This is a genomic window from Streptomyces sp. NPDC001153 (assembly GCF_053598315.1).
Genome location: NZ_JBSFJZ010000021.1, coordinates 1 through 25469 on the forward strand (window position 1 = coordinate 1; position 25469 = coordinate 25469).

The 25469-nt window shown below is 71.1% G+C and carries 22 protein-coding genes and 1 pseudogene; 9 read left to right on the forward strand and 14 right to left on the reverse strand.

The window, feature by feature from the left end; all coding sequences use genetic code 11:
* Positions 1-97 precede the first annotated feature (97 nt).
* Positions 98-652, forward strand: coding sequence for an SMI1/KNR4 family protein (locus ACWDEN_RS23740; protein WP_450860071.1), 555 nt, complete (start codon positions 98-100; stop codon positions 650-652).
* 617 nt (positions 653-1269) lie between these two features.
* On the opposite strand, the pseudogene ACWDEN_RS23745 reads toward ACWDEN_RS23740, so the two are convergent.
* Positions 1270-2265, reverse strand: a pseudogene (locus ACWDEN_RS23745) (IS630 family transposase); the annotation flags it as partial.
* A 230-nt stretch (positions 2266-2495) separates the two neighbouring features.
* Here ACWDEN_RS23745 and ACWDEN_RS23750 point away from each other — a divergent pair.
* The 3 genes from ACWDEN_RS23750 (at position 2496) to ACWDEN_RS23760 (ending at position 5951) form a co-directional block, all read left to right on the forward strand.
* Positions 2496-2909 (forward strand): hypothetical protein, encoded by a 414-nt coding sequence (locus ACWDEN_RS23750; RefSeq protein ID WP_351616932.1) that lies wholly within the window; start codon positions 2496-2498, stop codon positions 2907-2909.
* A gap of 64 nt (positions 2910-2973) precedes the next feature.
* Positions 2974-3660, forward strand: a complete 687-nt coding sequence (locus ACWDEN_RS23755; protein ID WP_351608274.1) for an ABC transporter ATP-binding protein — start codon at positions 2974-2976, stop codon at positions 3658-3660.
* Positions 3657-5951 carry an FtsX-like permease family protein gene (locus tag ACWDEN_RS23760; protein WP_450860072.1) on the forward strand — a complete coding sequence of 765 codons (2295 nt, stop codon included), beginning with the start codon at positions 3657-3659 and terminating at the stop codon, positions 5949-5951. The genes ACWDEN_RS23755 and ACWDEN_RS23760 overlap by 4 nt, the downstream gene beginning before the upstream one ends.
* Before the next feature lie 67 nt (positions 5952-6018).
* On the opposite strand, the gene ACWDEN_RS23765 is transcribed toward ACWDEN_RS23760, so the two are convergent.
* Entirely contained in the window at positions 6019-6588 is a 570-nt protein-coding gene (locus tag ACWDEN_RS23765) for a DUF4232 domain-containing protein (RefSeq protein WP_351608107.1), read from the reverse strand.
* A 220-nt stretch (positions 6589-6808) separates the two neighbouring features.
* On the opposite strand from ACWDEN_RS23765, the gene ACWDEN_RS23770 reads away from it, so the two are divergent.
* The 3 genes from ACWDEN_RS23770 to ACWDEN_RS23780 are packed head-to-tail and all read left to right on the forward strand — an operon-like array spanning position 6809 to position 9805.
* Positions 6809-8080, forward strand: a complete 1272-nt coding sequence (locus tag ACWDEN_RS23770; RefSeq protein ID WP_450860073.1) for an ABC transporter substrate-binding protein — start codon at positions 6809-6811, stop codon at positions 8078-8080.
* A complete protein-coding gene (locus tag ACWDEN_RS23775; RefSeq protein ID WP_450860074.1) occupies positions 8077-8979 on the forward strand; it encodes a carbohydrate ABC transporter permease in 903 nt (300 codons plus the stop codon). Before ACWDEN_RS23770 ends, ACWDEN_RS23775 begins: the two co-directional genes overlap by 4 nt.
* On the forward strand, positions 8972-9805 hold the full coding sequence (locus ACWDEN_RS23780; protein ID WP_351608115.1) for a carbohydrate ABC transporter permease: 834 nt from the start codon (positions 8972-8974) through the stop codon (positions 9803-9805). Before ACWDEN_RS23775 ends, ACWDEN_RS23780 begins: the two co-directional genes overlap by 8 nt.
* Positions 9806-9816: 11 nt before the next feature.
* Here ACWDEN_RS23780 and ACWDEN_RS23785 read toward each other — a convergent pair whose 3' ends face one another.
* The 6 genes from ACWDEN_RS23785 to ACWDEN_RS23810 form a co-directional block, all read right to left on the reverse strand.
* On the reverse strand, positions 9817-10578 hold the full coding sequence (locus ACWDEN_RS23785) for an SDR family NAD(P)-dependent oxidoreductase (RefSeq protein ID WP_450860075.1): 762 nt from the start codon (positions 10576-10578) through the stop codon (positions 9817-9819).
* Between the two features lie 74 nt (positions 10579-10652).
* Positions 10653-11237 (reverse strand): TetR/AcrR family transcriptional regulator, encoded by a 585-nt coding sequence (locus tag ACWDEN_RS23790; RefSeq protein ID WP_351608120.1) that lies wholly within the window; start codon positions 11235-11237, stop codon positions 10653-10655.
* 53 nt (positions 11238-11290) lie between these two features.
* Positions 11291-11644: a nitrite reductase small subunit NirD gene (gene nirD / locus ACWDEN_RS23795; protein ID WP_450860076.1), complete on the reverse strand. Its 354-nt coding sequence runs from the start codon at positions 11642-11644 to the stop codon at positions 11291-11293.
* Positions 11641-14247, reverse strand: a complete 2607-nt coding sequence (nirB, locus tag ACWDEN_RS23800; protein ID WP_450860077.1) for a nitrite reductase large subunit NirB — start codon at positions 14245-14247, stop codon at positions 11641-11643. Before nirB ends, nirD begins: the two co-directional genes overlap by 4 nt.
* Positions 14247-15464 carry an NAD(P)/FAD-dependent oxidoreductase gene (locus ACWDEN_RS23805; protein ID WP_450860078.1) on the reverse strand — a complete coding sequence of 406 codons (1218 nt, stop codon included), beginning with the start codon at positions 15462-15464 and terminating at the stop codon, positions 14247-14249. The genes nirB and ACWDEN_RS23805 overlap by 1 nt, the downstream gene beginning before the upstream one ends.
* Before the next feature lie 144 nt (positions 15465-15608).
* Positions 15609-16472 (reverse strand): NAD(P)-dependent oxidoreductase, encoded by an 864-nt coding sequence (locus ACWDEN_RS23810; protein WP_351608132.1) that lies wholly within the window; start codon positions 16470-16472, stop codon positions 15609-15611.
* A 98-nt stretch (positions 16473-16570) separates the two neighbouring features.
* Between ACWDEN_RS23810 and ACWDEN_RS23815 the strand changes: the two genes are divergently transcribed.
* Complete coding sequence (locus ACWDEN_RS23815; RefSeq protein WP_450860079.1) at positions 16571-16912, forward strand: winged helix-turn-helix transcriptional regulator; 342 nt, start codon at positions 16571-16573, stop codon at positions 16910-16912.
* Here ACWDEN_RS23815 and ACWDEN_RS23820 read toward each other — a convergent pair.
* The 3 genes from ACWDEN_RS23820 to ACWDEN_RS23830 form a co-directional block, all read right to left on the reverse strand.
* Entirely contained in the window at positions 16909-17562 is a 654-nt protein-coding gene (locus tag ACWDEN_RS23820; RefSeq protein ID WP_351608138.1) for a class F sortase, read from the reverse strand. The genes ACWDEN_RS23815 and ACWDEN_RS23820 overlap by 4 nt on opposite strands.
* 555 nt (positions 17563-18117) lie before the next feature.
* The gene (locus ACWDEN_RS23825) at positions 18118-18624 is read right to left on the reverse strand and encodes a hypothetical protein (protein ID WP_351608141.1); all 507 of its coding nucleotides are present in this window, start codon (positions 18622-18624) and stop codon (positions 18118-18120) included.
* Between the two features lie 214 nt (positions 18625-18838).
* Entirely contained in the window at positions 18839-20488 is a 1650-nt protein-coding gene (locus tag ACWDEN_RS23830) for a M4 family metallopeptidase (RefSeq protein ID WP_450860080.1), read from the reverse strand.
* 139 nt (positions 20489-20627) lie between these two features.
* Between ACWDEN_RS23830 and ACWDEN_RS23835 the strand changes: the two genes are divergently transcribed.
* Positions 20628-21083 (forward strand): gamma-glutamylcyclotransferase family protein, encoded by a 456-nt coding sequence (locus ACWDEN_RS23835; RefSeq protein WP_351608146.1) that lies wholly within the window; start codon positions 20628-20630, stop codon positions 21081-21083.
* 306 nt (positions 21084-21389) lie between these two features.
* On the opposite strand, the gene ACWDEN_RS23840 is transcribed toward ACWDEN_RS23835, so the two are convergent.
* From ACWDEN_RS23840 to ACWDEN_RS23850, 3 genes are all read right to left on the reverse strand, one after another.
* Complete coding sequence (locus tag ACWDEN_RS23840; protein WP_450860081.1) at positions 21390-21653, reverse strand: hypothetical protein; 264 nt, start codon at positions 21651-21653, stop codon at positions 21390-21392.
* A 134-nt stretch (positions 21654-21787) separates the two neighbouring features.
* Positions 21788-23899 carry a molybdopterin oxidoreductase family protein gene (locus ACWDEN_RS23845; protein WP_450860082.1) on the reverse strand — a complete coding sequence of 704 codons (2112 nt, stop codon included), beginning with the start codon at positions 23897-23899 and terminating at the stop codon, positions 21788-21790.
* 98 nt (positions 23900-23997) lie between these two features.
* Positions 23998-25467 (reverse strand): membrane-associated oxidoreductase, encoded by a 1470-nt coding sequence (locus ACWDEN_RS23850; protein ID WP_351608154.1) that lies wholly within the window; start codon positions 25465-25467, stop codon positions 23998-24000.
* Between the last annotated feature and the right edge of the window lie 2 nt (positions 25468-25469).

Below are 25469 nucleotides of genomic sequence, written 5' to 3' on the forward strand. Positions count from 1 at the left end.
CGCACGCTCACGCAGCTCGGCAGGATAAGGGGACGGACGGGCCATGACTCGATCCTCTCAGGGAATCGAGCCTCCATCAGACCCGGAGCGGTTCAGCGTGACCGATGACGAGGTGCTGGAGGCAGTCAAGGCCCGCGTCAGGGCGGGGCGTCCAACGGACTTGGGCAGCCGTCTGCTTACGCCGGCGCCCGCATCGGCGGAGGCGCTGGCGGAGGCTGAGCGCATCATCGGCTATCCACTCCCGCCTCTGCTCCGCCGCCTTTATACGGAGGTGGCCAACGGTGGCTTCGGTCCCTTCGGCGGCATCGAAGGCCTTCGCGACGGATATACGAGCGACGGGCCAAGCATGCTGGAGATGTATCTCCAGTACGACGAGCCGGGTCCGGATGCAGAAGAGCAAGCGCCGCCTTCTCCGCCTCACGGGGTGCTGTTGGTCTGCAACCACGGCTGTGCCATGTGGTCCATGCTCGACTGCCGTCACCCGGAGGGGCAGATGTGGTGGTGGGACCAGGGAGACCGGCACAAGTGCGATCTGACCCTGCGTGACTGGATGAGCATGTGGCTCGACGGGAGACTTGAGCACGGCATCCCGGGCCATCTCGCGGTGGAGGACGAGGAATCCTGGTGCTGGCCCGAGACCGACGGGCTCTGAGCAGAGGGCATGCCAGCAGCAGGCACGTGCCCCGTTGGCCGCCTAGACTCTCGCTGCGCTGATCGGCGCAACCCCCGGCGTGGCGGATGCGCAGACCAGGCCGAGTGGTCGGCGCGGCTGTGGCAGGTTCGACGGGCAAGGAGTATCGGTGGCAGCGACTGGCGGGGCGGCGCCCCGATCCTGGCGCTGGTATGGCGCAGCCGCTCTGGCCTCAGCTGCGTTCCCTGCCGTGTTCGTGCAGGCCACACTTCTCGCGAACTGGTACGTGGACCACCCGGTGATCGACCCCGGTGACGATTCACCCGGCGGCGGCAACATGGGGAACGTGATCGCCTTGCCTTTTTTCGCCGTTGCTGCGATCGCCTGCCTGCTCTTCCCTCTGCTCTGGGGAATCGCGGCGTTGCGCAAGTGGAGAGGCGCGGCGGTGAAGGAGCTGGCGGAGATTTCCACCGTCCTGCAGGGTGTTGCCTTGCTGGTGGCCTTTCCGGTCGTCACGACCCTGCCCTGCAACTGGGCCGACGTCACAGCCCTCGTCGCCGCAGAGCTGCTCGCACTGGGTATCGTCCTGGGACCATTCTGGTCGCGCCGGACAAGCCCTGGTGTGCTGAGTCGTTCATCCGTCGGCAGCATGAGGCGAGGCTCTTGAGGATCTCGTTGGCGGTTCTGGTCCACACGAAGGGCTTTGGTTCCGCTTGCCGTTCCTTGACCCAGGAGCGGACGTCCTTCTCCAGCGCGGCGACGCTGCGATGGCGGAACGGCGGAGCTTGCGGTTGGTCAGCTCGGCGAACCATCGCTCGACGAGGTTGAGCCAGGACGCGCTGGGCGGGGTGAAGCGCAGGTGGAAGCGCGGGTGCCGCAGCGGCCACTTGTGCACGGCCGGGGTCTTGTGGGTCGCGTAGGTCCTGGTGGCAGTGGCCCCGGTGGTGCTCGGCCGTCACCGCGCTGCTGGACAGCTCCAGCGCGTCGAACAGGCTGGTGGTGCCGTGCCGCACGCAGTCGTGGCTCATCCTGGCTGGGGTGGCGGGCAGTACCGGCAGGATCGGCACGGTGCGGTCGATGGCCTGCATCTGGCCCTTTTCGTCCACGCGCAACACCAGCGCCCGCTCGGGCGGGTCGAGGTAGAGCCCGACGATGTCGCGGATCTTGTCGATGATCTGCGGGTCGGTCGACAGCTTCCAGGTCTCCACCTGATGCGGCTTGAGCCCGAAGGCCCGCCAGATACGCGAGACCGTTGTCTGTGACATCCCGGTCGCCGTCGACCACGTCGACCAGTGGGTGTCTCCCTTCGGCGGTGCCGGCTCCAGCGTCCTGACCACGACTTCCTCGGCCTGGCCGTCGCCGACAGTGCGCGGCCGGCCTGGACGCGGCTCGTCGACCAGCCCCTCCAGCCGGTGTTCCAGGAAGCGGCGGCGCCACTTGGCGACCATGTCCCGCGAGACGCTCGACTCTGCAGCGACCGCGGTGATCGTCCCGCCCTGGGCGCAGGCCAGGTTGGTCCGCGAGCGCACGGGGAGAATCTGCGCCGTCCTGCGACGGCGTACCCATCCGCGCAGCACCCGCTGTTCCTCGGCGGTCAGTTCCAAGGGCGCAGGCTGCGGACTCGGCCCACCCACTCTGCAGCTACCGCCGAATTGACGACTCAGCACACTTGGTGAACTGGGATGCCCATTAGGTGAGTTGAGTTATGGCGGGACAGACCGTCGACTTTCGGCCGATGTCTGATTGCGGATCACCTGATGCGGTGGTGAGGGACCGGGCAGATCGTTTCTTTGCGCTTTCGTGGGGTTACAGTGCGTGATCTCGCGGTAGCTGTCGGAGCTGCCGGTGATGACGGAGGTACCAAGTGAAGAAGGCGATGGTGGGCTTGGCGGCGGCCGGTCTGATCCTCACGGCGGCGGGGACGGCGGCCGCAGCCTGGTCGGCGTCCATTCCTGTGCTCACGTCAGGAGGCGTGGAGTTCGCGGAGGGCCAGTACAAGTTCAACCCCGCGGGAGTGAACCACGGTGCCTTCGAGTGGGCCGGCAAGCTCCGCGATGCGAATGGCGGTGACGGCCACAACGTCTACATGCAGGTCCGCGTCGAGGGGCACGACTGGGCCCGGTACGACGGCAAGCAGAGGCAGTCGGTGTGGATGCACCACTCGAACTGGGACGGTGCTGAGCGCTACACCATTAACGCGTACATGCGTGCGTGTCGCGACCGCGGAAGTCTCCGTCCCGACAACTGCTCTCCCGGGCAGCACTTCGCCAACCACTAGGACTGACCGACATGCGGAGCCCGGATCGCAGGATCCGGGCTCGCACTCTCCTTAAGGGGAAGCCATCAATACGTCAGTAGTCCTGTCCGCCGCGGGTGTCGGCCTCTTCTACGGTGACACCCCCGCGGTACGGAACGCGGAGATCTCCCTGCGTCGCGGCGAGGTGGCGGCGATCACAGGGCAGAGCGGCTCGGGCAAGTCGTCGCTGTTGTACTGCCTGGCCGGAGTGCTGCCCGTCGCCTGTGGCGAGGTCCGATTCGAGGGGCGCGTGCTCGCTGAGCTGCCCGACGAGGAACTCAGCGCCCTCCGCCGTGAGCAGTTCGGATTTGTTTTCCAGTACGGCGAACTCCTCCCCGAGCTGACCATCGAGGAGAACACAGCGCTGCCTCTTCGCCTAGCTGGAAAACGCAAGGCCCCGGCGCTCGCCGCCGCGGGCGAGGTACTCGGTCGGCTCGGCCTCGCCGATCTGCGGCGACGCCGGCCCTCTCAGGTGTCCGGAGGGCAGAACCAGCGCATCGCCGTGGCTCGCGCGTTGGTGCACCAGCCGGCCGTGGTGTTCGCCGATGAGCCCACAGGATCCCTCGACAGTGCCAACGCCACCGCTGTACTCGAGGAGTTCCTGACACTCGCACGGTCCCAGGGAACGGCGGTGGTGCTCGTCACGCACGACCAGCAGGTGGCAGCCCGAGCTGACACCCACTACACGATGCGCGACGGTTCTCTCAGCACCCTGGCCCGGGAGGCGACATGAGGGACTTGCTCCTGGGGCTGCGCCTGCTCCTGGGCAGCGGGCGAGGAAGCCGGGTGAGGTTCCTCCTCATGACCCTGGGCAGCGCGATCGGTGTGGGCTGCCTCGCTGTGGTCCTGACCATCCCGGGGATCCTGGCTGCCCAGGACGCCCGCATGGCAGCGCGCCAGCCGACCTGTGCCAGGGACTCACAGGGGCACTGCACAGGAGCCAAGGGGGCCCCACGGGAACTGACCATGACGGACCCGCTCGGTTCCCGGCCCATGACCCGCGTCTTCATGGCAGCCGGTACCAAACACATCGCACCGCCACCGGGGCTGGCGGCCCTCCCGCGCCAGGGCGAGATCTTCCTGTCTCCGCGATTGCACGAGGTGCTCCGTGGGGAGCCAGGGCTCGCCCAACTCCTCCCAGGGCGGGAGCGGGGACTCATCGGAGCCCAAGGACTCGCACATCCCGATGAGTTGTACGCGTACATCGGCGTCTCCCCGGACAGGCTCAAGGACGCCGACGTCGTAACCCTCTTCGGCACGCCCTACCCGCCGAGCCGGACAGTGGAGAGCTCGACCCTCGACATCGTGCGGTTCACCCTCGCCGGCGTCGTGTTGCTGCCACTGGGGGTCTTCCTCTCGGTGTGCGCCAGACTCTCTGCGGCCGTCCGAGTACGGCGGTTGGCCGCACTACGACTTCTCGGCTTGAGTACGAAGGCTGTTCAGCGGGTGAATGCGGCCGAGACGGTTGCTGCCGCATTGTTCGGTGCCGTGCTCGGCCTCGGTATCTACGAGCTGGTCAATCAAATGATCAGCCGTGCGGGCCTCCCCGGCTTCAAGTGGTATCCGAGTGACGGCACTCCGAGCCTCTCGACGATCCTTGTCTGCCTGCTCGGCTGCCCCGCCCTCGCATGGTTCGTGGGTCGGGCGAGTGCTCGGAAGGCGGCATTGAACCCCCTGGCCGTGCGGCGCAGTGCCGTACAGAAACCGCCCGCCAAGTGGGGGCTGCTCCCCCTCGTTCCCGGGTTGGGTATCGTCGCCGGGTACTGCGTGGTGGGTGCGACGGGCCATGCGCCGCGGGACACCCGAATGTCCGCCGTCCTCATGCCACTCGCCGTCGTACTGGTCGGTGCCGGTCTCGCCCTGACGCTTCCCCTCCTCTCACAGGTCCTTGCCCGCAGGATGGCCCATTCGAGCGACTCGCTGTCCTTGGGCCTGGCCATGCGTCGCAATGAGGCGGAACCGGGTGGTGCCCTCCGCGTGGCGACGGGCCTCGTCCTTTTGGTGTACGCGGCCTCGCTCGTCCAGGGCGTACTGATCGAACTCGACCAGATTTCCAAGCACAACTCGCCGGTACAGATCTACGGCGTCGGACTCGACGGCGTGACGGCTGAACAACAGCGCGCCTTGGAGAGCATCAGAGGCGTTCGGGGGCATGGCGTCCGAGTGCATTCGTGGACGGATCTCCGGGTCGACTCCTATCAACCCACTCTCGACGCGGTGATCGCCACATGCGGCCAGCTGCGAGCGTCGGTGCCGAAAGTGGACGGGTGTGTCGACGGACACCCCGTCCGGCTGCTCGACGCCGCCAACGGATATCGTCACGACGACGTCAAGCCGGGTGCGACCTTCCCATTTCGCTTCTGGAAGGACGGACAGCGCCGCTTTAAGCGACTGAAAGTGCCGCATGACATCCTTCGGTACCGCGACTGGAGCGACATTCAGGCGATGGACGCGGACGTCCTCGTACCACCGTCCTTCGTCCCCGCCGGTTACCGTCCCGACAGCGCCACCCTGGTTCTGGTCAGTGACTCCGACCCCGCGACCGTGCGCGACGTGCTGGACGGGATCGGCGGCGTCGATCCCACGATCGCCGTCGACCCCTACGGCATCAACGTCACCGCCCTCCAGCAGATCGCCGTCGTCAAAACCCTGCTTGCCATCGGCATGGTGCTCGGCCTGACCATCGGTGTGGCCGCCTACATGGTCGCGGCCACGGACCGGGCCATGGAACGGAGGGCACAGGTCACGGCACTGGCCTTGCTCGGTGCGCGTCCCCGCACCCTGCGAGCCGCGCAGGTCGCGCAGGTCGTGGTGCCGTTGGCCGTGGGGCTGGTGTTGGCCGTCGTCACCGGGAAGGCCGCCGAGTCCAGTTACCTCGTCACTGGAGGCGGTGCGATCTTCTGGGACGGGAAGGGCGTGCCACTGCTGCTCGCCTGTGCGTCAGGGGCCGTTGTCGTCGCCGCCCTCGGCTCCCTCCCCCTCGTCGGCCGGCGGATCGATCCGGAGTTGATTCGGCGGGACTAGGGAAGGCACAGCGACGGTGGGGCGGTACCCGGTGTGGGTGCCGCCCCTTCGGTGCTTCTGCCCCCTCTCAGAACGCGCCCTGTACGTTCACCGGCCCGACCTGGAAGACGTCGGAGCAGATCGTCCAGGGCGCCGGGACCAGGGTCGCCGTGCGGGAGGCCGGGGGGTAGACGCGCAGGTAGGTGCCGGTGCGCAGGCAGGGGCCGCCGATCGGGCCGTTGGTGGTGCGGACGACCGCCGAGGCCGAATGGGCGGGGGCGAGGGTGACCGTGCCGTACGAGCGGCCGCTGCGGGTGGCGGCCGGACCTGTCTGGTGGTGGGCGGTGTCCAGGACGCTGACGCCCGGGTAGCCGCGCAGGGCACAACTGGTCGTGTTGGTGTTGGTGAAGCGGATCGACCAGTACAGCGAACCCGCCGCGCCTTCCTTGCGGCCCATGGAGAGGTACAGGTCGCTCACGGCGCAGGTCCGGACCGTGGTCGAGGCCCGTGCCGCCGACGGGGTCGCGCTCCACGCGGCTCCCGCGGCGGTGAGGCCCAGGAGAGCGGCGGTCAGCGCGGCGGCCGCGCCGCGCCTGGGGAGCGTCCGGAGGATTCTCGGAGGATACGTGTGCGGATACGGATACGGATACCGGGACATGGTGCATCCGCCTCCATCGGGTGAAGGGGTGGATGGGTGGATGAAGGTCACTTTGTTGGATGCGCTGCGGGCCGGAAAAGTTGTGGATCGCCGCCGTTGTCCCGCGAAGTCCGCCGACCGTGACATACGGCCGCAACCCGCCTTTCGTAATCGACCCGCATGGTTGATCGTTGGGCCGTGCATCGATGACGAAGAGAACCGACGTCAGGGGGCACCGACGATGACGATGAGCCGTAGGGGAGTGCTGGCCGCGGGAGCCGGGACGGCGGCAGGGGCCGGGTTGCTCGCCGGCTGCGGGTCCAACACCGGGCGCGGGGGCGGGGACGGCAAGGGGACGGAGCTGTCGCAGTGGTACCACCAGTACGGTGAGCCCGGTACCGAGCAGGCCGTGGAGCGGTATGCCGGCGCCTACCGCAAGGCGCGCGTCAGCGTGCAGTGGCGGCCGGGGAACTACGACCAGCAGACCGCCGCCGCCCTGCTCACCGACTCCGGGCCGGACGTCTTCGAGGTCAACGGGCCGACGCTGGACCAGATCCAGGGCGGTCAGGTCGTCGACCTCACCGAGCTCGTCAAGGATGTCAGGGACGATTTCGATCCGGCCGTGCTCGCGCCCAAGACGTACGACGGCCGGGTCTGGGGCGTTCCGCAGGTCATCGACATGCAGATGCTCTACTACCGGAAGAGCCTGCTGAGGGACGCCGGCGTCGAGCCGCCGGACACGCTCGACGCCCTCGTGGACGCGGCCCGCAGGCTCACCGGCAGCAAGGTCAAGGGGCTGTTCCTGGGGAACGACGGGGGAGCCGGTGTGCTCGGCGGTACGCCCCTGTATGCCGCCGGGCTGCAGCTCGTCACCGAGGACGGCAAGGTCGGCTTCGACGACCCCGCCGCCGCCCGCACCCTCGGCAAGCTCCACCGGCTGTACGCCGACAAGTCCCTCCTCCTCGGCGCGCCCGCCGACTGGTCCGACCCGTCCGCCTTCACCCAGGGGCTGACCGCGATGCAGTGGTCCGGGCTGTGGGCGCTGCCGCAGATCCAGAAGGAGCTGGGGGACGACTTCGGAGTCCTTCCCTTTCCCAAGGACGGCGGCCAGGGCAGGCCCGCCGTACCCGTCGGGGCCTACGGTGCCGCCGTCAGCGCGCGCAGCAAGCACAAGGAGGCCGCCAAGGAGTTCGTGCGGTGGCTGTGGGTGCAACGCACCGACTTCCAGGAGGACTTCGCGCTGTCGTACGGCTTTCACATCCCGGCCCGGATCTCCCTCGCCAGGAGGGCCACCCGGTTGCGGTCGGGGGCCGCCGCCGAGGCCGTGCGTTTCACCACCGACCACGGCTGCGCCCAGCCGCTGCTGTGGACCCCGGCCGCCCAGACCGCCTACCAGGACGCGCTCAGCCGGATCATCGGCAGCGGGTCGAGTCCGGAGGGTGAACTGCGGGCCGTCGTACGGAAGGTGGCCGCAGAACTCGACCGCGTGAAGAACGTGAAGAAGACGTCGTGAGGCGCCGCAGGACCCTCTGGTTCTGGGTGTTCGTCGGGCCGTTCGCGCTCGGGCTCGCGCTGTTCACCTGCGTTCCGCTGCTGTGGAGCGTGGGCCTGAGCTTCTTCGACGCGCACAACACCGTCACGCCCACGCACTTCGTCGGGCTGGACAACTACACCGCGATGCTGAAGGACAACGCGTTCGTCGCCAGCCTGCGGACCTTTCTCCTCTTCACCGCCTTCATCGTGCCGGTCACGTACCTCCTTTCCCTCGCCCTCGCCCTGATGGTCAACCGCCTGGAACACGCTCGCGCGTTCTTCCGGTCGGTCTTCTTCCTTCCGGCCGCGTGCAGTTACGTCGTCGCCGCACTGGTGTGGAAGATGTCGCTCTTCAACGGGGTGCGGTTCGGGCTCGCCAACACCGTCCTCGGCTGGGTCGGCCAGGATCCCGTCGCCTGGCTGGCCGGCACCGATCCGCCCTGGTACTGGCTGGTCATCGTGACCGTACGGCTGTGGCTGCAGGCCGGGTTCTACATGATCCTGTTCCTGGCCGGGCTGCAGCGGATCGACCCGGTGCTGTACGAGGCGGCCGCCGTCGACGGGGCCCGGCCGGGCTGGACGGTGCTGCGGCACATCACCCTGCCGCAGCTGCGGGCCACCTCGGTCGCGGTGGTGCTGCTTCTCGTCGTCAACGCCTTCCAGGCCTTCGACGAGTTCTACAACCTGCTCTCGGACGCGCGGGGGTATCCGCCCTACGCCCGGCCGCCGCTGGTCTACCTCTACTACACCGCCCTCGGGCAGGGGCAGAACCTCGGGCTGGGCAGCGCGGGCGCGGTGATCCTCGCGCTGATCATCGCGGTCGTCACGGTGGGGCAGGCGCGGTGGCTGCGGCTGGGGAGGACGGACGCCGATGGATGACGCCCTGGTACGGGTGGGACGGGCACTCAGGCTGGTCCTGCTGATCGCGCTCGCCCTGCTGTTCCTGATCCCCTTCTATCTGCTGGTGCGCAACGGCCTGTCCAGCGAGCAGGACATCACCTCGCCCGAATGGGCCTTCTTCCCGGGCGAGTTGAGGTGGGGGAACGTCCGGGAGCTGTTCGAGGACCCGTCCGTCCCGTTCGCCCGCTCGCTGCTGAACTCCGCGCTGATCGCCGTCGCGACCACCCTGGGCACCCTGCTCCTGGCCTCCCTCGCCGGTTACGGCCTCGCCCGCATCCCCTACCGGCACGCGAACAAGGTCTTCTACGGCATCCTCGGCACGCTCATGGTCCCGGCCGCCGTCACCTTCGTACCCAGCTTCGTGCTGGTGTCGTCGCTGGGCTGGATCTCCACCTATCGGGGGCTGGTCGTCCCGACGCTGTTCTCGGCGTTCGCCTGCTTCGTGTTCCGGCAGTACTTCCTCGGCTTCCCCCGGGAGTTGGAGGACGCGGCGCAGGTCGACGGGCTCGGGTACTGGCGCACGTACTGGCTGGTGGTGGTGCCGAACGCGCGGCCGGTGTTCGCCGCCGTCGGGACCATCGTGTTCCTCGGCGCCTGGAACTCCTTCCTGTGGCCGCTGGTCATCGGGCAGGACCAGAGTGCCTGGACGGTGCAGGTGGCGCTGTCGTCGTTCACCACGTCCCAGGTGATCCGGCTGCACGAACTGTTCGCCGCGGCCGTCGTGTCGATCCTGCCGCTGCTGCTGGTGTTCCTGTGCTTCCAGCGGTGGATCGTGGCGGGGGTGGAGCGTTCGGGGATCGACTGACCCCCGACGGTTCACAGTGTTGCGCCGCTGTCCACCACCAGATCGGTGCCGACGACGGAGGCCGCGTCGTCCGAGGCCAGGTAGAGGACGGCGGCGGCGATCTCCCGGGTGGTGGCGATGCGGCCGAGCGGGAGGGCGGCCCGCGCGCGCTCGGCCCGGTCCGCCTCGCTCTCGCCGGAACGCAGGGACATGGAGGTCTCGGTGGCACCGGGGCTGACGACGTTGATCCGGACGCCGTCGCGGATGTGGTCCAGCGCGGCGCCCCGGCTGAGCGCGGTCACGGCGGCCTTGGTCGCGGCGTAGGCGGCGGCCCCGGGGGAGGCGGTGTGCAAGCCGAAGGTGGAGGAGATGTTCACGATCGCGCCGCCCCCCGGCTGGGTGCGCATCCGGCGGATCTGCGCCTGGAGGGCCAGGAAGACGCCGGTGACGTTGGTCGCGAGCTGGGTGTGCCAGTCCTCCTCCGGGAGGCCCGTGATCGGCCGGCCGCCGCGGAAGACGCCCGCGTTGTTGACCGCCACGTCGAGCGAGCCGAAGTTCTCGACCGCGGCGCGGACCAAGGTCTCCGCGGCCTCCGCGTGGGCGACGTCGGCGCTCACCGCGAGGGCCTTGCCGCCCTGTTCCTCGATCAGCCGGACGGTCTCCGTCAAGGGCTCGGGCCGCCGGCCGGCGACGACCACCTGGGCCCCTTCGGCGGCGAAGGCGAGGGCGACGGTCCGGCCGATGCCGGATCCGGCGCCGGTGACCAGTGCCGTCCGGCTGGTGAAGCGAGCCATGGTGATCTCCTTTATTTAGAACGATCGGTTCAGTATGGGGGTGTGAAAAAACGCCCTCGGGCGGAGGGCGTTCGTCAATCGAGCAGCGCCAGCGCCTGCTCCGCCGCGTCCCGGACCCGGGCGGGGTCCGCCGACGCCTTGCCGACGACCCGCAGGCCCTGCATCAGCACCAGCAGCGTGCGGGCCAGGGCGAGCGGATCGCGGTCGGCCGGCAGTTCGCCCTGGTTCTGGGCGCGGACCAGCGCGGAATGCAGCAGTGTCTCCAGGTGGTCCCAGTTGCGCTCGACGCGCCGGGCGGCCGCCGGGTCGCGCGGGGCCAGCTCGGCGGCCGTGTTGGTGATCAGGCAGCCGTGCAGCCGCAGCCGCTCGTCGGCCGCCTCCGCCGCGTACCGGCGTACGACCGCGCGTACGGCCGGCAGGGCGGGGCCCGCCTGGGACAGCTCCCGCACGATCCGGGTGAGCCCCGACTCCTCGTAGCGCTCCAGCGCCTTCAGGTACAGCTCGTGCTTGTTCCCGAAGGTCGCGTACAGACTCGCCCTGCCGATGCCGAGGTGCTCGACCAGGTCGGCCATCGACGTCGCCTCGTAGCCGCGCCGCCAGAACAGCTCCAGGGCCGACTGCAGCGCGGCGTCCGGATCGAACTCCTTGGTCCTGGCCACGTACCGCAGCCTAGGCTTTCTGTAACGATCGGTCAAACAAACCGGGGCGGGGGCTAGGCCGCCCGCACCTCGTACGCGGCCACCCGCACCTCCCCGTCGTCCAGGCACTCCCCGCTGACCAGGTCGAACCGCTGCTTCAGCAGGGGCGAGGCGACGAAGGGGCGGCTCTGGTGGGTGCCGGTCAGGCCGCGGGCGAGGACGGCCGCGCCGGTGAAGGGGTCGCGGTTGTCGACGGCGTACAGGCGGCCGGCGCGGTCCCGGAAGAGGGCCACCTGGCGGCCGTCCGGCAGCAGGGCGGCCACCCCGCGGCCCGGGGTGAGCGCGCTCAGGTCGCAGGCCGTGAACCAGTCGTCGTCGGTGAGCCGGAGCTGGACCTTCAGGTCGGTGGTCTCGACAGCCAGGGTCATCGGGCGCTTCCTTCCAGGACGTCGTCGGCGGGCCGCAGGCCGATGCTCAGCAGCGGCAGGTCGGGCTTGATCTGGTCGCGCTCGGGGACGAAGGCGACGACCGGGTCCGGGGTGTCCGGGGCGTTCACGAAGGACACGAACCGGGCGAGCCTCTCGGGGTCGTTGATGGTCTCCGCCCACTCGTCGCGGTAGTGGGAGACATGCGCCCGCATCAGCTGCTCCAACTCGTCGCAGATGCCGAGCGAGTCGTGCACCACCACGTCCCGTACGTGGTCCAGGCCGCCCGGGATCCGCTCCAGCCACACGCTCGTGCGCTCCAGGCGGTCGGCGGTGCGGATGTAGAACATCAGGAAACGGTCGATCAGACGGACCAGTTCCGCGTCGGAGAGGTCCTGGGCCAGCAGGTCCGCGTGGCGCGGGGTGGCGCCGCCGTTGCCGCCGACGTACAGGTTCCAGCCGTTGACCGTGGCGATCACCCCGAAGTCCTTCGACTGGGCCTCGGCGCACTCGCGCTGACAGCCGGAGACCGCCGACTTCAGCTTGTGCGGGGAGCGCAGGCCCCGGTAGCGCAGCTCCAGGTCGATCGCCATCCGGACCGAGTCCTGCACGCCGTAGCGGCACCAGGTCTGGCCCACGCACGACTTCACCGTGCGCAGCGCCTTGCCGTAGGCGTGGCCCGACTCGAAGCCGGCGTCCACCAACCGGGCCCAGATCAGCGGCAGTTGCTCGACCCGCGCGCCGAACATGTCGATGCGCTGGCCGCCGGTGATCTTCGTGTAGAGGCCGAAGTCCCGGGCGATCTCGCCGATCACGATCAGCTTCTCGGGCGCGATCTCGCCGCCGGGGATGCGCGGCACGACCGAGTACGAGCCGTTCCTCTGCAGGTTGGCCAGGAAGTGGTCGTTGGTGTCCTGCAGGGCGGCCTGCTCGCCGTCCAGGACATAGCCGCTCGCGCCGATCGCCGGGGCGAGGGAGGCGATGATCGAGCCGACCGCCGGCTTGCAGGTCTCGCAGCCGTCGCCGCCCCGGGCGCCCTCGCGGCCGTAGCGGTCCAGCAGCTCCTGGTACGACGTGATGCGCAGCGCGAGGACGATCTCGTAGAGCTCCGCGCGGGTCTGGGGGAAGCAGCCGCACAGGCCCTTGTCGACCTCGACGCCGGACGCCTCCAGCTCGGCGTTGACGAGCCGGCCGAGCACCTTGACGCAACTGCCGCACCCCGTACCGGCCTTGGTGCACTTCTTCACCTCGGGCACGGTGGTGCACCTGTGCTCCGTGACCGCGCCCCGGATCGTGCCCTTGCTGACGTTGTGGCAGGAGCAGATGATCGCCTCGTCCGGGAGCGCGGACGGGCCCAGCTGGGCCCCCGAGTCGGCTCCGGCGGGCAGGACGAGCGACTCGGGGGAGACGGGGGGCACCGAGCCGGTCAGGGCGCGCAGGGTGCCGTACGCCTCCGCGTCGCCGACCAGGATGCCGCCGAGCAGCGTCCCGTCCGGGCCGATGACCAGCTTCTTGTACAGGCCGGCGCGGGAGTCGGAGTAGACGACGTCCAGGCAGTCCTCGGTGGTGCCGTGCGCGTCGCCGAAGGACGCCACGTCCACACCGAGCAGCTTCAGCTTGGTGGACAGGTCGGCGCCGACGAAAGCGGCCTCGTCGGAGGCGATCGTCGCCGCGGCCGTCTGCGCCTGCTCGTAGCCGGGCGCCACCAGGCCGTACACCCGGCCGTCCGCCGCCAGCGCGCACTCGCCGATCGCGAAGACGTGAGGGTCGCCGACGGTACGGCACTGCTCGTCCACCGTGATGCCGCCGCGCTCGCCGACCGTCAGGCCGCAGTCCCGGGCCAGCTGGTCGCGGGGGCGGACACCGGCGCTGAACACCACCATGTCCGTGGGGAGTTCGGAACCGTCGGACAGCCTCATGCCGGTGACCGCGCCGGACGCGTCCGTGACGATCTCCTGCGTGCCCACGCCCGTGTGCACGCTCAGGCCCATGCCCGCGATGGTCCGCAGCAGCGCCGCGCCACCCCCCTCGTCGACCTGCACCGGCATCAGGCGCGGCGCGAACTCCACGATGTGCGTGGCCAGTCCGAGCCCCTTGAGCGCGCCGGCCGCCTCCAGGCCGAGCAGGCCGCCGCCGACCACGGCGCCGGTCGTCGCCCGCGTCTTCGCGTACTCCTCGATGGCGAGGAGGTCCTCGATGGTCCGGTAGACGAAACAGCCGGTCGCGTCCTTGTTCGGGACCGGGGGCACGAACGGGTAGGACCCGGTGGCCAGCACGAGGGTGTCGTACGCGAAGACCTGGCCGGACCTCGCGGTGACCGTCCTCGTCTCGCGGTCGATCGTCTCCGCCGGGTCGCCGACGTACAGCTCGATGCCGTGGTCCTTGATGAACCCCATGTCGGTCATGGAGAGGTCCTCGGCGGTCCTGCCCGAGAAGTACGAGGTGAGGGCGACGCGGTCGTACGCGGGACGCGGCTCCTCGCACAGCACGACCACGCGGTGCGTGGCGGTCAGGCCGCGCTCGGCGAGCGCTTCGAGGAAGCGCTGGCCGACCATGCCGTGGCCGACGAGCACGATCGTGGGGGTGGCCCCCAGGGCGGTGGTCATCAGGAGCCTCCATCATTGGTGAGCAGGTGGAGCAAGGGGCCGCCGTCGGCGGGGAGCGGCTCTGCTCCCTCCCAGGCGCGGGCGAGCGCGCCGACGGTGCCGAGTTCGCCGACGAGGACCCCGCCGACCAGGCGGTCCTCGCGGACGACGACCTTGCGGTAGGTGCCGCGGGTGGCGTCGGCGAGCCGTACGACGTCGTCGCCGGGACGCGCCTCGGTCTCGCCGAACGCGGCCAGGTCGAACGGGGAGCCCGGGCCGGTGAGGGTCAGCCGGGTCAGGGAACGGGTGCCGGAGTACCGGGCACCGGGGTTGCCCGCGAGCAGCTCGGCGAGGGCGTCGGCCTGTTCCACGGCGGGTGCCGCGAGGCCGTAGACCGTGCCGTCGTGCTGGACGCAGTCGCCGACGGCGTGGATGTGCGGGTCGGAGGTGCGCAGTGCGTCGTCGACGAGGATGCCCTGGTGCACGGCGAGACCGGCCTGTTCGGCCAGTCCGGTGCGCGGCCGTACCCCGCAGGCGAGGACGACGAGGTCGGCGTCGAGGGCGTAACCGTCGGCCATCTCCACCGAGCGGACGGCGCCCGCGACGCAGCGCACGTCCCGCACCCGGCACTCGGTGTGCACCTCGACGCCCAGGTCGGTCAGGTGCCGCAGCACCAGCCGGGAGGCGTCCGGGTCCAGCTGGCGTTCCATGAGCCGCTCGGCCTGCTGGGCGAGGACCACCTGGGCGCCGCGCACGGCGAGCGCGCGGGCGGCGGACACACCGAGCAGCCCGCCGCCGATGACGACCGCGCGCACACCCGGCCGGACCGCCTTCGCCAGCCCCAGGCAGTCGTCCATCGTACGGAACGCGTGGACGCCCTCCGGAAGTTGGTGATCCGGGGTGAACAGACCGCGCAGCGGCGGCAGCACCGGATTGGACCCGGTGGCGAGAACCAGCGTGTCGTATGCGATCGAGGAGCCGTCGGCGCACTCGACGGTCCGGGCACCCCGGTCGACACGGGTGACCCGGGCGCGCAGCAGGTCCTCGGGCGGCGGCAGGGCGATCACCTCGGGGGCGTACCGTCCGGCGAGCACCTCGGCGAGCAGCACCCGGTTGTACGGCGGGTGCTCCTCCTCGCCGACGAGCAGCGCGGGCACGCCCAGCTCGCCGAGCCGCAGGGCGAGCCGTACGCCCGCGAGGCCGGCGCCGATCACCACCACACGCGTATTCGAGGTCATGCCCTTGAGCGTGCGGTCCCGACGTTACCCGGCCGCATCACGCCTGTTTCCCGTGAGGAACGCTGCCCTCAGCGGGGGCGGGCGGGGGGTGTGAGGGGTCCGTGCGGGGGCGGGGGAGGGCTGTGAGGAGGCGCGGACCGGACCTCAGCGACGCAGCAGGTCCACCAGGCCTGCGGTGTCCTCCTGGCCGTGACCGTCGGCGAGACGCCGGGCCATCAGGTCCAGGAACGGGGTGAGCAGCTCCGCGCTCACCCCCTGCTCCTGCGCCGTACGCAGCAGGGTTCCGGCGCCCGCGACCTGCATGGCCAGGGGGGAGACCACCCCGCTCGTGCGGTCGCCGCTGTCCAGCCGCTCGGCCGTCCGGTGGGCCATGCCGGCCATCGCGTCCAGCCAGGGCACGAGCACGTCCGCGAACTCCCCCGGCGCCACGTCCGCCCCGCGCACCAGGGCGAAGGCGTGCGTGATGCCGGCGAACATGCCGTACATGGCGCTCAGCAGGGCCACGTCGTGCAGCGCGGCGAGGCCGGGGTCGGCACCGACGTACCGGGTGCCGGCCGGCACGGCGAGCGTGCCCCGGGTCTCCTCGAACAGCTCCCGGTGGCCGCTGTAGAAGACGTACGCGCCGGGCGTGCCGATCAGCGGCGGTACGGCCATGATCCCGCCGTCCAGCAGGCGCGCGCCGCGCTCCTCGGCCCAGGCGGCCCGGGCGCGGGCGTCGGCGGGGGTGCCGGTGGTGAGGTTCACCAGGTCACGGCCGGTCAGGTCGGCGTCCGCCAGGGCGCTGCCCACGGAGGCGTCGTCCAGCAGACAGACGACGGTGAGCCGGTTCACGGCCACCGCCTCCGCCGCGCTCCCGGCGGCCACCGCGCCTTCGGCGGTGAGGGCGGCGGTGCGTTCGGGGGTGCGGTTCCAGACGGTCAGGGGGTGCCCGGCGGCCAGCCAGGCCCGGCCGAGCGCGGTGCCCATCGTGCCGGTGCCGAGCAGGGTCAGGGGTGAGATGTCGGTCATGACGGCTAGGCTCGCCGGGGGAGCCGCCCGGCGTAAGTACCCACTTGGAAGTGGGTGGTTACCCGGAGGAAAGGATGCAGGCCACGAAGGGGGAGGGTATGCCGGTCGGACGACGGCCCGGGGCGTACGTCTGCGGAATCGACGCGGCGATGGACGTCATCGGCGGCAAGTGGAAGGGGCTCATTCTCTGGGCGCTGCAGGAACGCCCGTACCGCTTCGGCGAGTTGCGCAGGGCCCTGCCCGGCGTCACGGAGAAGGTGCTCGCCGCGCAGCTGCGCGAGCTGGAGGCCGACGGGATCGTGCACCGCGAGGAGTACGAGGAGGTGCCGCCGCGGGTGGAGTACGCGTTGACTCGCCGGGGCGCCCTGCTGAACGAGGCACTGGCGCCGCTCGGGGCGTGGGGGAGGGAGCATGTCCTCGGCGGCGAGACGGCACACTAGTGCGCCGAAGGGGCGCGGCTCCCGGTCAGGTGCGCGAAGACGACCACGTTGCCCAGGTAGCCGGTGGCCCTCGAGTAGCCGCCGCCGCAGGTGATCACACGGAGTTCGGGGCGGGGCGCCGCGCCGTAGACCTTCTCGTCGGGGAAGTTGTTCGCCGCGTACACCTCCACCGCGTCCACGGTGAACACGGCCACGGAGCCGTCCCGGCGGTCCACCTCGATGCGGGTGCCCCGTTTCAGTGCGCCCAGGTCGTAGAAGACGGCGGGGCCCTCGGCGTTGTCGACATGGCCGGCGACGATCGCGGTGCCCGTCTCGCCGGGTATGGTGCCGGCCTCGTACCAGCCGGCGAGGTTCTTGTTCTGGGCCGGGGGGACGTCCAGGCTGCCGGAGCGGGTCAGGGCCAGGCCCATCAGCGGGGCGTTCACGCGGATCGCCGGGATGCGGATGCGGGTGGGCGTGGAGGGGGCGAGGGCGGGGGCCGCGAGCCGCTCGCGTCCCGGTTCCGGGCGCCCCTCGGCCGCGGCGGGCTGCGGCGGCGTGTGCGTCCCGGCGCCGCCGCCGAGCAGCCACACCCCGGAACCGAGGGCCACGACGGTGACCGCGGCTATCGCGGTGTCGCCGAGCCTGTCGCGCTTGGTTCTGGTGCGCATACGAACCCTTCTCCCGGGGGCGGATCCCCGAGGACCCGGGGCGGCCGCCGAAGACCCGGAGGCCGGACCCGAATACCGGGGGGCCGGACCCGAATACCGGGGGCCGGACCCGAATACCGCGGGCCGGACCCGAATACCGCGGGCCGGACCCCAGACACCGGGGCCGGACCCCAGACACCGGGGGCGGGCCCCGAAACAACCAGGGTCCGGGCCCCCGAAGACCGGGGCCGTCCCCAAGCACTGGGGGCCCCGAACTCCGGGGACCGGGCCCCGGATACCCGGGGGCAGACCCCCAAGACCGGGGGTGGGCCCCAGACACCGGGGGCGGGCCCCGGACAACCGGGGGCCGGGCCCCCGAAGACCGGGGGCGGGCCCCGAACTCCGGGGGCCGGAGCCTCGAAGGCCCGGGGGCCGGACCCGAAGACCGGGGGCCTGGCCCCCGAGGGCCGGGGGCTCGACCGTCCTTGGCTCCCTCCCCCTCCGGGCCACGAGGGGCATCGGACCCGGAGGGGGCGGGATGTGCGGTACCGGCTGACGGACAGCGGAGGGTGTCCGTCAGAACCCGTCGCCTCTCGCCCGGCGATGCAGGAGCCAGGTACCGCCCGCGGCGGCGACGGCCAGCGCCGTCACACCCGCCGCGGTTTTCACGGGGTCGGTGCCGAGTGCGCCGCCGACCCCCGTCTTCACGCTTCCTCGCGGCTGCACCTGCTCGTGCGCCGCGCTCAGGGTCACCACCAGGTCGCCGGTCACCTGCCGCTTGCCCTCCGCACACTTGGCGACGATCTCGTACGTCCCCGGCTGCGCGCCCTCCGGCACCTGGAACTGTCCGATCGCCTCGCCGTCGTGCGAGCTGGGCGCCAGTGTGAAGGTGCCGGCGCCGACGGCGCTCGCGTCCCCGACCGCCGAGCCCTTGTCGCCGCACGCGGCGGTGTTCACCGAGACCTGGCCGCCGGGCGCCACGCCGGAGGGGTACACGTCCAGGCTGCCGGTGCCGGCCCAGGCGGGTGTGGCTGCCGCCACGATGAGCGCGGTACCGGCCAGCAGACGGGCGATGCGTCGCATGGTGCTCCCCAGGTCTCGCGTCTCGGTCTGTCCCTTACCGAGGTAAGTCGCAGTCCGGGAGCCGCGCTCCCTGATGGCCCGTCAGAATTGCGGTGAACGGGTGTCCTCCCCGGCCCCCACACGGCCCAGCCCCCGCCGGATTCCGGCAGGTCGCAGGCGTGCGGGGGCCCCAGAGGAATGACCGGTATGAAGAAAACACGAATGGAGGCGGCCGTCAGTTCACGTTGACGGCGCTCCAGGCCGCCGCCACCGCGTCGTACTCCGTGCTGCCCGCGCCGTACAGGTCCTTGGCGGCGTTCAGCGTCGCCGTCCTCGCCCCGGCGTAGTTCGTGGAGGAGGTCATGTAGACCGTCAGCGCCCGGTACCAGATCCGGCCGACCTTGTCCCGGCCGATGCCGGTGACCGTGGAGCCGTTGTAGGTGGGGGAGTCGTAGCTGACCCCGTTGATGGTCTTCGGACCGCTGCCCTCCGCCAGCAGATAGGCGAAGTGGTTGGCGACACCGGAGGAGTAGTGGACGTCGAGGTTCCCGACCGACGAACTCCAGTAGTCCGCGGAGTTGCCGTCCTTGGACGGCTTGTCCATGTAGCGCAGGGCGGTGTGGCCGAAGCCGGGCTTCACGATCTTCTCGCCGATGAGGTAGTCACCGGGGTCGGACGGGTTGTTCGCGTACCACTCCACCATCGTGCCGAGGATGTCCGAGGTGGCCTCGTTGAGGCCGCCGGACTCGCCCGAGTAGGTCAGCGCGGCCGTCTTGGAGGTGACTCCGTGGGTCATCTCGTGCCCGGCGACGTCGAGGGCGACCAGCGGACCGAAGGTGGTCCCGTCACCGTCGCCGTACGTCATGCAGAAGCAACTGTCGTCCCAGAAGGCGTTGTTGTAGTTGCTGCCGTAGTGGACGCGGTTGTACGAGCCCTTGCCGTCGCCCGCGATGCCGTTGCGCCCCTGGACGTTCTTGTAGTAGTCCCAGGTCATGTCGGTGCCGTACTGGGCGTCGACGGCGGCCGAGGCGCGGTCGGAGGTGGTGCCGGTGCCCCAGTGGTTGTCGGCGTCCGTGAACAGGTCCGCGGGCGCCCGGCTGAAGCAGATGCCGAAGAAGCACAGGTCCGTCTTGCCCTCGGCGTCGCCGGTGTAGGTGTTGCCGCGTGTCGGGTCCTTGAGCTGGTACGACGATCCCGACTGGGTCGTCTCCAGCGGCACCGTCCCGCTGTACAGCGACTTTCCGTCGCCGGCGGCGGTCTCGATGCTGTCCCAGGCGTCGATCTGGCGGCCGGTGCGGGCGTCGGTCAGCACGGTCCGGGCTACCGGGTTGCCGAGCGAGTCCAGGCCGGCCGCGGTGGTGCGCCAGGCGAGCCTCGGGGTGCCGTGCAGGGCGTCGACGATCAGCTCGGGCCTGGCCTTGACCTGCTTGAGCGCATCACCGAGGTTGGCGGCGCGCAGGGCGTTCACGGCGAGGTCGGTGGCCTTGGACGCCGGGACCGCCGGGAGGATCGAGCCGAGGGATATGGTCCCGCGGGTCGCCCGGTTCGCGCTGCGGTAGGCACCGTTCGGGGCCAGGTGGACCACGAAGTCGCCGCCCAGTACGGGCAGTCCGTGGTAGGTGCGGTCGTAGCGGACGTGCTGGGTGCCGTTCCTGTCCACGATCACGTCGCGGACGCTGGTGTCCCCGGCGGAGGTCAGGCCCAGGCTCGCGGCATGGGCCAGGAGTGCCGACGCCGCGTGCTGGATCGCGGCGGCCCTGGTCGGTCTGGCGTCGGCGTGGGCGGCGGGGGAGAGGGCCACGGACAGCAGGGTCGCGGTGGTGACGGCGACGCCGGCGGTGGTGAGACGACGGGATCCTCGGACGTGCTGGCGTATCCGGCTCATGGATCTCCTCGGGGAAGCGCCCGTCAAGGCGTGGGGGCGGCGCTGATGTACCCAGTGATTCAAGGGGCCCTGACATGTCATGTCCATAGCTCCTTCATGGAGATGTGTGGGGAGCCGAAGGGGGTAGAGAATCGTTTCCGTGATCACCGAGAAGAACGAGAACGACCCCGAGGAGCCCGGAACCCCGCTGCCCTTCTTCGTCTACGGCACGCTCCGCCCCGGCGAGGCCAACCACGACCTGTTCCTGCGGGGCCGCACCGCCTGGGAGGAACCGGCCCGCCTGCGGGACGCCGCGCTGTACGACGGCCCCGGCTATCCCTACGCCGTGGAGCGGGCGGGCGGCGAGGTCCGGGGCGAACTGATCACCGCCCGGCCGGAGTCGTACGCCGAACTGCTCGCCGCGCTGGACCGCCTGGAGGAGTACACCCCGGGCGACCCCCGCAACCTCTATGAACGCGCGGCGCGCACCGTCCTGCGCACCGCCGACGGCACGACCGCCCTCGCCTGGGTCTACCTGGCCGCCCCGCCCGTCGCCGCCCGGCTGCGTGCCGAGGGAAAACCGATCGAGGACGGCGACTGGCTGTCTGGGCGCTGAATCGGGCGAGCAGCGTCAGCCCCTCCGGCACCACGATCCCGAACTCCTCCAGATGGCACTCGGCAGTGGTCCGCTGGAGGTACGGGCGCCTGGTGAAGGGGGAGCGGGGGTTGGTGCCGACGTGTCGGTCGAACACTTCGTGGTCCGGGGCGGCGAACGGCTCCAGGGCGAACGCGTACTGGCCCACCCAGTCCTGCTCCTGGCGCTCGTACGTCTGCAACTCCAGCAGTTCCAGGGGCCCTTCGAGTACGACCCGCCCCGCCCGCCCGCCGCCGCTCCGCCGTCCGATCCGCTCCAGGTAGGCGCTCAGGTCGAACCGGTCCATGTCAGCCATACCGGCAATCCACGGCAGCCGGCACCCTCTACACGCAGCCGCCCGCGCGGGCCAGCGCCGCCCGGAAGTCCCTGGCCAGCGCCCTGTCGTGTCTCGGCGTCATGCACCTGCGCGAACGCGTGCCCGTCCTCGGCCATCGCCCGCGTCACCGGGACCAGGTCCTTGTGCGGGATGGTCAGGTGGCTGTAGCTGCTGCGGGCCTCCGACTTGAGCCGTTCCCACTCGTCCCACGCCACGCCGCTCTCCCCCGTACGCATGTCTCAGTCGCCTGTGCTGAGTCCATCTCCACGGAATCCGTACGAACACACCGCCGCCGGTGCCCGCGCTCACCAGGGAAGTCGTACGAACGCACCCTTGCGGCCGCCGGCGTTCATGACGAGGCCCCCGGGGATGTCGCCGTCTCCACCCGCACCGCGCACGACTTGAACTCCGGCATCCGGGACGTCGGGTCGAGGGCCGGGTTGGTCAGGGTGTTGGCGCGGCCCTCGCCGGGCCAGTGGAAGGGCATGAAGACGGTGTCCGGGCGGATGGCGGAGGTGATCCGGGCGGGGGCGGTCGCCCGGCCCCGGCGGGAGGTCACGGTCACCCGGTCCCCCTCGGCCGCGCCGATACGCGCCGCGAGCCGGGGGTGGAGCTCCACGAAGGGGCCGGGAGCGGCGGCGTTCAGCTCGGCCACCCGCCGGGTCTGGGCGCCCGACTGGTACTGCGAGACCACCCGGCCGGTGGTCAGCAGCAGCGGATACTCCGCGTCCGGTTCCTCCGCCGTCGGGCGGTGGGTCACGGGGGCGAACCGGGCCCGGCCGTCGTCCGTGGCGAAACGGTTCAGGAAGAGGCGGGGAGTGCCCGGATGGACTTCGGCCGCGGTGCCCTCCGCCGGCTCCGGGCACGGCCAGAACACCCCGTTCTCCGTGGCCAGCCGCCCGTAGGTGATCCCCGAGTAGTCCGCCGGGCCGCCCGCGCTCGCCCGGCGCAGCTCGGCGAAGACCTCCTCGGGGTCGGTCGGGAAGCCCTTCTCCACGCCGAGGCGGGCCGCCAGCTCGTGCAGGACGTACAGGTCGCTGCGGACCCCGGACGGCGCGCTGACCGCCCGGCGGCGCAGCAGGACCCTGCCCTCCAGGCTGGTCGTGGTGCCCGTCTCCTCCGCCCACTGGGTGACCGGCAGGACGACGTCCGCCAGCTGAGCCGTCTCCGACATCACCACGTCGCAAACGGCGAGAAAATCCAGGGACCTGATCCGCTCCTCGACATGGGCCGCGCGCGGCGCCGACACCACCGGGTTGGAGCCCATCAGCAGCAGCGCCCTGATGTCCGTGCCGAGGGCGTCGAGCAGCTCGTACGCGCTGCGTCCGGGGCCGGGAAGCGCATCCGGGTCCACGCCCCACACCCCGGCCACATGCGCCCGCGCCGCCGGGTCGTCCAGCCTGCGGTAGCCGGGCAACTGGTCCGCCTTCTGGCCGTGTTCGCGGCCGCCCTGCCCGTTGCCCTGCCCGGTCAGGCAGCCGTATCCGGACAGCGGGCGGCCCGCCCGGCCGGTCGCCAGGCACAGGTTGATCCACGCGCCCACCGTGTCCGTGCCCTTGGACTGCTGCTCCGGCCCGCGGGCGGTGAGCACCATCGCCGACTCCGGCTCGCAGAAAAGCCGTACCGCCTCCCGGAGTTGCGGAACCGACACCCCCGTGATCCGCTCCACCTGCTCCGGCCAGTGCGCAATCGCCACCGCGCGCGCCTGCTCCCAGCCCGTCGTCCGCTGTCGGATGTACTCGTCGTCCGTCCGCCCCTGCGCCACCACCAGGTGCAGCAGGCCGAGGGCCAGGGCGAGATCGGTGCCCGGGCGGGGGGCCAGGTGCAGGTCCGCCTGCTCGGCCGTCCTCGTCCGGCGCGGGTCGACGACGATCAACGTGCCGCCGTTCTGGCGCAGTTCGGTGAAGAAGCGCAGGGACGGCGGCATGGTCTCCGCGAGGTTCGACCCGACGAGGATCACACACCCGGTCTTCGGGATGTCCTCCAGGGGGAAGGGGAGGCCCCGGTCGAGGCCGAACGCCCTCGTCCCGGCCGCCGCGGCCGACGACATGCAGAACCGGCCGTTGTAGTCGATCTGCGAGGTGCCGAGCACCACCCGGGCGAACTTCCCGAGCGCGTACGCCTTCTCGTTCGTCAGCCCGCCCCCGCCGAACACGCCCAGCGCGTCGGCGCCGTACTCCCGCCGTGTGCTCCCGAGCCGCTCCGCGATCCGGTCCAGGGCCTGGGCCCAGCTCGCCTCGACCAGCCGGCCACCGGACCGCACCAGCGGCGAGGTCAGCCGTACCGCCGGCGACAGCACCTCGGCCGCGGTACGGCCCTTGCCGCACAGCGCGCCCCGGTTCACCGGGAAGTCCGTCCGTTCGGTCACCTCGACGCCCCCCTGCGGCAGGGGCGTGATGTTCATCCCGCACTGCAAGGCGCAGTACGGGCAGTGGGTGGGCGTCGAGGCGATCGGTTCCATGCCGCCAGCGTGCGTCGGGCGTGTTACGGCCCCGGCCGCTTCCCGTTACACGCCCGGCACGGCGACCTCCCCGCGGGGCCGGGGAGGCCGTGAGGTCCCTACTGCCGGCTCAGCGAGCGGCTGACGCCGGCCGCGATCGTCGTCGCCAGCACCCAGCCGGTGACGATCAGCAGATACGACAGCCACTGGTACCACCCGCGCGGCGCGTACGCCGCCTCCTGGCCGAAGTCGATGATCGGCAGCAGCAGGTCGAGCGTGTAGAAGAGCGGGTTGAACGCGGGCGCCTCGCCGGGCTTGAGCGCGGGCGGATGGTGCAGGGCGAAGGCGAGCGTGCCGGTGCACAGCAGGAGCAGCAGCCAGCCCGCGGCCCGCATCGGGCGGAAGCCGTAGCCGACGGCCGCGTCCTGGAGCCGGCCCCACACCCGGGCGTACGGCGGCAGGGTACGGCGGTGCCGGCGGAGCTTGGCCAGCTGGACGGTGCGCGCTGCGGCGTCGTCGCCCACCGTGCGGTACGCCGTGGCCAACTGCTCGTAGGGGTGGGGAAGATAGCCGTCCGTCTCGCGTTCCAGCAGCGGGAGGCGCTGCTCGGCCGGGAGGTGCGGGGTCAGGACGCGGTAGCTGAGCCCGTCGAGCTGGACCTGCCCGGGCCATACCTCGGGCGGCACGTGCAGCAGGTCGAGCTGGGCCCGGCGCAGATTCACGGCACCCTCGACGGGAGCGGCCTCCCGCAGCCACAGCTCGCCGACGGCGCTGCTGCTGGCGCGCAGGGCCTGGCCGCCCGGATTGGACAGCCGGGCGTAGGCGAGGTTGAGCTGGCGGGGGATCCGGGCACCGCCCAGGTTGACCCGGCCACGGGCCCGCAACCGCATGGCGTGCAGGTCGGTGCCGACCGTCAGGACCTCGGCGTGCAACACGGTCTCGCCGGGGGCGTTCAGCTCGGCGTCGTTCAGGTTCACCTGGTTGCGCACGACCGCGCCGTTCAGGTGCACCTTTCCGTGCGCGACCAGTCCCGGCGCCCACACGTCCGTGGCCACCTCGGCGTGGCCCAGCTGGAGCACCGGCTCCTCCGGGACCTCGCCGGGTCTGCCGAGCAGCGCACCATTGGCGAAGAACGCCCCGGAGATCTTCGCGCCCGCCAGCCGTACCGGACCCGTGACACGGCAGCAGGTGATCCGGAGCGCCCCGCCGACGCGGAGGGTGCCCGCGGTGAGCCCCGGAAGGACCGAATCGGCCAGTACCAGGGCGGGAATGCTCGCCCCGTACAGGTTCGGGGTCTCGTCGAAGTGGCAGGCCCGCAGCCGGACCGGGTGGTCGACCGTGCCGTACATCAGTTGGAGCACCCCGGTGATGCGCGCGCCCCACACCTTCAGCCCGGCGATCCGGTCGCCCCGCACCGGCCCGTCCAGCAGCAGCGCCCGCAGCACCTCCGCCCGTAGCGTCCGTTCCGGGCCCCATGAGGCGCCCTGCGCGGGGTCCTCGTCGTCGCTCTCCCGGAAGTCGACCCCTTCGCCGAGCGGAAAGGCGTCGCGGACGCGGCGCTCGGCGGGCGTCAGATCCGTGATCTCCATGC